Below are 7212 nucleotides of genomic sequence, written 5' to 3'. Positions count from 1 at the left end.
TGCCCCCAACGACACGGCCAGTGGTGAATTTGACAACCCAGCCAACTATTCAGTATCCAACCAGAGCATTATCTGGGACTGGAACGGGGTCTATTATACGAATCATAAATTCCGCATCGGTTCGGTGCAGCAGATCCGGGACTGGGCGAATGCCTTGCCAACGAATCGAAACAAACTCAGCTGGAAATTCAATGCCCGCAACGGCAGGGGCTATTTCCACTACGGCAATGGACGCGATACCGGCTTCCCAACGCCCGATACCGGGGTTGAAATCAGTCCCATCAACGGGGGCGGCTTCGTAGATATTCACTGGCCACGGGTATCGATACCGGTCGGCCAGCTGGATAAACTTTATGTTCGCTACAAAGGGGCATCGGGCTGGCCGACGAGTCTGGTTCTCAAAGCGGGCACGGTGGGGCAGTCACCGAATCAGTACGATGGCCAGCAGGCATCGGCTACGCTGATCTGCGACAATACATGGCAAACGGCTACGTTCAACCTGGCTGGTATTTCGGGTCTGAGTGGGAATGTACAAAATGTGCAATTAACAGCTTTGTCGGTACCAACGGGCGCTAAACTCAGCATCGCCTGGGTCAATACCGCCAACACCGATCCAGAATCTTAATCAATAACCCCCTAATCATAGTCTATCATGGCAGAAGGAACCCAGAACAACATTCGCATCAAGGCGTCACCAAATGGACCGGTAGCTTACACAGTTCGCACCACCCGCGAAACCGGAACCAACGGTTTCCCACTGACTACCCAGGGCAATGCCGATATGGCAGCCGCTATCAAGGCAGGCACCTATCCATTTCCCTTAGTGGTGGAGGACAACGGGGCCGTAATTCCAGCTAACACGGTGCCGCCGACGACCAAACCGGCAGCCCCTGCCCTATCAGCCCCCACCAACGTGTCAGCCGCCACGGCATCCGGGACCAGTATCAACATTACCTGGAACGCGGTGAGTGGTGCCACGGGTTATCAGATCGAGCGGAGCCCGAACGGCTCCTCGGGCTGGACCCAGATCGGAACGCCGACCACGGCGCTGTACTCGGATACGGGCCTGACCACCGGTTCGACCTATTTCTACCGGGTCCGGGCTACGTCGGGTTCGGCCACATCGGGCTATTCCTCCGTAGTGAACGCTACCACGTCCTACCCTGCCTACTCGCAGACCAAACAGGGCACTCCCAATTTCTTTGTTCATCCTTATGTAAGCTCTACCAATCAGGAAACAAAGCAGGAAATGGCTTTTACTGATGCGCCCAAAACGGCGTCAGACTATGCCTTCTCCGCCATAATCCGGACTACTGGCATTTCAGGCAGTGGTCAGGGCGGCATCAAAGTGGGTAGTAACGGGACGCGTCAGGTAACCTTTAACACGGTAGCCGCAGACGGCGGCACGCGCACCATTACAGGCACGATCAGTTTACAACAGGGCGATAACACAGTAATATTTGAGCATGTCAGTGGCATCTGGTATCAGGTTGATTCTATAACCATAACCCGGGCGGCTGGGGCCTAGCAGACTAGAAAGCTATTTATAGTGACCTTTTAGAATTTGAATAATAACAGCTAAAGGTAGTTTGGAAAGGCATTCAGAAATCTGGGTGCCTTTTTTGTTAGACTATTAGATTGCCTATTTGGGTTTTGCCTGATCAATAAACTAGATACTGTTCTTTGTAAATTTACAAATCAACTGGCCAAAATGGGCCTTTATAATGTGCTGAGGCTGTTTCTGCCTTTGTAATTTTACAAATCCACTGCCACTTATGAAGCCAGTTATTTCACCTGGAGACCGCGTATTAGTAACGCCTTACGTGAAGGGATATGCTCGTAAACCTTATAAAGCTTCGGTGATCGACTGGACACCCAGGGGGAAACTGAAGGTGAAAGCAGATCGTGACGGCCGGGTAATTGTTGTCAGTAGCGAACACGTCAAAAAGGTGGCAGACGGTCAGTCAGATTAAGCAAAGCTATAGCCGTTCCTTAATCTGATATAGGCCAGGAGAGAAACGCCAAAAATGTAACGTTTTGTAACGGTCAGCCCCCGAAAATGTAAAGTTTTGTAAAGTTTTGTAAAGTTTTGTAAAGTCCAGGACTGGTAAAGCACACTCAATATCCACTCAAAAACATCGGAAAACATCGGATTTTATCGGAAATCATCGGATTTTTTGGCATCAATGTCTGATAAACATAAAGGGATAGGTAGGGGAAGTATGCAAAAAAGGTAGGGAATTGTAGGGAATTGTAGGGTTTTTCCCAATTGGGAGAAATTCATTAAGCTACCTCCATTACACCCGATGTAAACCGAAAATGTAAACTATTGTAAACTGATAAATAGGTAAGCGAGTAGGGGAAGGTGAAAAATGTAGGGAATGGGAGGGCTTTTACTGTCTACAGATATTGGTGGCATACTTGATAATGCAATCCTGAGTTGCATTTAAAATTTCAAGTTTTCCTATCAACAGCCATCCGTATACAAATCCGTCAAAATGCGAGCCCGGGAGAGGCTATTCCAATGATCTACCGGATGGGGTAACTAGCGAAAAATGTAAACTATTGTAAATGATTGTAAACTGACAATTAGGTATGAAGTAAGGTCAACAGCTCAAAAAGGTAAGGAATGGTAAGGAAAGGTAAGGAAAGGTAAGGGGGGCCGATACTAAAACCTAGTCCTCATCACTATCGATCGATTCAATTCAACCGGCGAAACCCGTCAAAAATCTATAGTTTTCTATAGTTTCTACAAGTCAGAACGGTTTTCAGAAAGAGTAGCTATGCCTATACATCAGGGCTAACGCTCCATTGGTTGGGTTTACTGGAGAATTTCCCAAAAGGTGAGGTAAAGTGAGGTCAACCCTCCTAAAACATAAGGTTTTCTAAGGTTTTCTAAAGTCGTTCAGGGTGTTAGTAGGCAGGAACCCTTTTGCCCATAACAAGACTGTTCAGTATATAGCTGGCTGGCCGTGACTCAACTTACCAGCAAACACAGGTCGGATGTTTTCAGGCCTCATCAGCAGTACCCTAAACTCTTAGTGTGGTAGGAGTTTAGGGCTTCTCATAAACACCTTAACAATACTTAACATTTGAACTCTTAAAAACTAAGTTTCACTAAGGTTGAATTACCTGAAATCGATTGATTTAAAGCGTGTTAATTCGGTATGTAACCGGAATAGGTAATTTTCGGGGTAAAATCCGAAAAAAGTAACGAAAAGTAACGTTTGCGGGGGAATTGAGGAGGCTTCAAGTGTTGGCAAATGATGATGTTTCTGACAGGGTGTACTATACAACCTTAGAGAATATTCCTAGTGTGGTAGGAGTATGCAGATGAATGGATATTTAGTTGTCAAGACAACTATTTCTGCAGAAAGCAATCGGCCTATCAAATGTTAGCCTCGTAACAATGTTTTTTCAGTTAACGAACGGCTAAAATCATTTAAGGCCCATATTTTCGATTTTTGACCTCAGCAGCTAAAAACGTGCATTACCCCTACTTTTTTGAGATCGTTCAACCACGGGGCTATTTTACGGTTATTTTAGCTTATCATGCTTCAATCGATAACCATTGCTTAAAATAACCTCATCGATGTCCTTGGCTCGGTAAGAAGCGTCTGATAAATGGCGAAACAGTGGTATCTTTTTCCAATAGAACGTATGTAGAATGCAGATTTTTCTTGTACAAATAAAGGTAACTGTACTGAAAATCAGAGAACTAATTCGGTAAAATACAATGTATAATTCCGATTTTTTCCTGCAATAGTAGAATCTGATACGCGATCGGCGAATCAGTCAGCAGTTTAAGCAATTATATATTTATAGATTTATATAAATAGACCATGAGATGGATCAGCTTTAATTCCTTTGAGATTTGGAAGAGGTGGTGACAATTTGTCGAGAAAGTGAGGGGACCGGTATTCATGCACTTAAAAACCCTACTGGTTCTTTGCTTTGGGGCACGAACCAGTAGGGTTTTTAAGCGTTAAGGTCTTGTTAAGGGAAACCTACTTTCAGCTTCTCAATCTCATTAACCTCGCCGGGTTGAGGCCTTACTAACTGGAAATTTTATTTAACCAGCTCTTTAGGTAAGCGCCTTAAAGCGAACTTACCTAAAGAGCTTATTAAATACTCTTTAGGGAGTATTAAAAAATATACGGAAAAACACCCTTGATTGTCAGTATATTAACCCCTGTTTTTGCGACAAATGGTATCCACTTTTGCGACAAATGGTATCCACTTTTGCGACAAATGGTATCCACTTTTGCGACAAATGGTATCCACTTACGTGCGACAAATGGTATCCACCCTAAGCAGTCAGTTTTCTGATTCGATTTCGAGTGTTGAGGCTGGGTATTTTTCGGGATTTAACACAAGCCGATCTATGTGATCTGTTCTGGAGTAATTGGTTAGATAGCCTAACTGCTTAGCTGCCGAGTAAGCATTATCAAGGATTGATAGGGCTCGATCAGGTTTGCGTTTATAAATCGATTCAGGCATACGTAAAGCTTGAGCAATGTTAACCCAGCTACTAACAATTTCGTAACGTTGCCGTGCACTTGGTTTTGCTCTAGCATTTTTCCGGCGTTTCTGTTCAAACTGGTAGCGTAAGTATAGTAAGAATAGATAGGTATAAGATGAGGCTTTTTTAGTACCTACTAACATTTCTACTTCTTTTCGCCAGCCGAACGGAATCAGCATGAAGTACTTTTCCTTCTGGTCTAGGAAAATGGGTGAAGGCGAAATTTCGTAATATTTGAGTTGGCCAGTCTTTTCATCTCTCACAGTTCTTACGTCTAGTAAAGTGTCAATAGCCGTTACAGATTCCTTTTTCCAATCCCCATCCTTGTCCTTCTCAGCCTTGCCCTCTTTGTTGATAGATAAGCGCGTGTAGTAAAAACAGAACTGTGTCGCGCCTAATTCCATCAGTGCTTTTACAGCTCTATCGACATCGCCCTGATTATCGTAGTTCATTCCTGCTAGTCGTAATAACTCCCGCTTGCCGATCTGAATTCTGGGAATCTCCTTGATGTTTTGAAAAACCCGGGGAAGTTCATCGACACTTTTAAGGGCCTTAAACTTTTTCAATTCCTCTTCTTTGGATTTTGGCTCTACATTGCCTTTATAATTGGTTTTCGAAAATTGCCAAAGAACACCTTCTAACACCCGCAAGGGTATTTCATTTAAATCGATTCCGTAGTTAAGTATAGGCTGTTCAATTCGTTGACCTGTTTGTTCTTGCCAACTTTCAACGCTCTGCTTAAGAATCTTTCCTTTTTGAGAGGGTGGTGTAAATAATTGACCTAGTCCGTTCATAGCCCATACTGTGTTGTTGGTTGGCTTAGTTGGACGGTCATCCGCCTTGGTATTTTTAGCATACTCTTCTACTATTTCAGAAAATTTGACAGTAATGAAGGCTCGAATTCCTAGCTGTACAGCAGGCGATTCCATAATTTCCCTTTCCAGAGAATCAAGGAAATTTGGACTAGGATGGGGTACAATTCCTTCCCAACGAGTTGAATTTTCTCGATCAATGACGATTTCAAAATCTTGCCTATTCTGAAAGTCAACCATTTCGCCTTCATTGAGGTAGTTGATCTTTATATCGCCTACAACCACTAACAGAATCGGAAGAATATCTACAATTTGTTTATGGGTGTCTGGGAAATTTTCATAAATACTATCTTCCCATAATCCGGCTAACCATCTCCAGGAGAAGGAAACTAAAAAGTCGGCTAAGCTATTAGTCGGATCTCGGGTAAGGATTGTTATATCAATAGGAGGGCTGGCCTTAAATGAGTATTGGACATTCGTTTCAGGGTCAACTCTTGTCACTTCGATTGGTACTAGTTCATGGAAGTTCATAGGCATTAGATAGAATCATCTTTTTTCTTACTTGCTTTTTTGGGTGCCTTTTCAGGCATAGCCACACCCAGGCTACTGATAAGTTCGACGAATTCGAAATCCATGAATGCGCCGTCAAAGTAAAGGCGTGCTTTAGGCTTTGGGCCGTAACGGTTCTTGGCAACACTTAACTCTCTTTCTTTTTCAGGGCTGTCTTCTTGAGTAGGATTAGTAATCGTCAAGGCCATATCGACGGTGTATTCAATGGAGGCACTACCCATAAAACTTTGCAGTCCTCCACTGGACTGGCCGCTTCGGCTTTGGTGAGAAATGAGCAGAATCGTGGCGCCCGTCTGATCACACATATTGCGTAAGTTCAGCATCAGATGATCTATTTTTTGCTTGAGCTCGCGGCCATACTGCTGATCGACGGGGATTTCGTGCAGTGAATCAATGATGACCAGAGGAGGTTTACCAAATTGCTGGGTCAATTGCTCAAGGTGGCGAATTTGTTCACCGAAATCGAATACTGCGCTGATGGATCCTGAACCATCTTTAGCGCCTTTGAAAAAGTCTTTAGTTTCCCGGATGAATAGCCGATGCGCTATGTTCTGGATTTGTTTCTGGGTGTCTTGTACCTGCTGACGGTCCGCTTCAGTTAATTCAGTAGTCTTTTGCTGTAAGGTTCGATAACGAATTTTACCAACTCGTTGAAATAGCCGGGTCACTAACTGAGCCTTGGGCATCTCAAAGGAGTAGATGACTACAGGTATATTTGCTTCGTCGGCTGCCGTATCGAAACCGATTTGAAGGGCAAGAGCTGTTTTACCACTACCAGGCTCCCCTCCCATAATGACAATACCCCGCAGACCCTCCAGCTTTTTGTCAAACTCATCAAAATAAGTTTTTAGACCTTTGCCCTGGGATCCCAGTTGAGCATAGTACTCCTCCAGGTACTGGTCAAGGGCTGACCACTTGGGCGTATCCAGTGAGATTTCGGGCAGGTGATCTAATTCGGTTGGGCTTAGTTCCATTGATTACAAATTGACTATTGTTGATCCCAGAAGGCTGGGTATCCATTTACATGACCACTCCATTTGATGAGCCACTCGTTAACGTCTTTACAGCCAACGGGCAAACTCTTCATTGAGACGGGGATTTTCTCGGCCTGAAAAAGGGGAGCTAATTTTTGAATACCTTTCTGGCCAGCTCCATCTGAATCCAAAAGAAAGCAGACGGATAAGTTTTTAAATAAGGCTACCCACTCGGGTTTGAAGCCCGTTACGGAATTGATACTAACGGCAATACCTCCCTTTTGGGTAGTAGCCATCGTATCGAAGGCCCCTTCAGTCAAATAGACCTTTGTTC

Annotated in this window: 6 protein-coding genes; 3 read left to right on the top strand and 3 right to left on the bottom strand. The window is 44.3% G+C overall.

The features are described from left to right. From BGO59_RS18425 to BGO59_RS18415, 3 genes are all read left to right on the top strand, one after another. The coding region (locus BGO59_RS18425) for a hypothetical protein (protein WP_293685436.1) at positions 1-625 on the top strand (625 nt) is incomplete at its 5' end. A gap of 27 nt (positions 626-652) precedes the next feature. Further along, positions 653-1528, top strand: a complete 876-nt coding sequence (locus BGO59_RS18420) for a fibronectin type III domain-containing protein (RefSeq protein WP_293685434.1) — start codon at positions 653-655, stop codon at positions 1526-1528. 247 nt (positions 1529-1775) lie between these two features. Then, positions 1776-1973: a hypothetical protein gene (locus BGO59_RS18415; protein WP_293685432.1), complete on the top strand. Its 198-nt coding sequence runs from the start codon at positions 1776-1778 to the stop codon at positions 1971-1973. A 2344-nt stretch (positions 1974-4317) separates the two neighbouring features. Here BGO59_RS18415 and BGO59_RS18410 read toward each other — a convergent pair. From BGO59_RS18410 to BGO59_RS18400, 3 genes are all read right to left on the bottom strand, one after another. Next, entirely contained in the window at positions 4318-5865 is a 1548-nt protein-coding gene (locus tag BGO59_RS18410) for a hypothetical protein (protein ID WP_293685430.1), read from the bottom strand. 5 nt (positions 5866-5870) lie between these two features. Further along, entirely contained in the window at positions 5871-6878 is a 1008-nt protein-coding gene (locus BGO59_RS18405; RefSeq protein WP_293685429.1) for a DnaB-like helicase C-terminal domain-containing protein, read from the bottom strand. Between the two features lie 14 nt (positions 6879-6892). Further along, positions 6893-7212 (bottom strand): toprim domain-containing protein (locus BGO59_RS18400; RefSeq protein ID WP_293685427.1); only part of this gene is annotated, 320 nt, incomplete at its 5' end.

Origin of the sequence: Spirosoma sp. 48-14, from assembly GCF_001898575.1 — a bacterium.
Taxonomy (GTDB): domain Bacteria; phylum Bacteroidota; class Bacteroidia; order Cytophagales; family Spirosomataceae; genus Spirosoma.
This window is presented reverse-complemented; position numbering and strand designations above follow the sequence as displayed.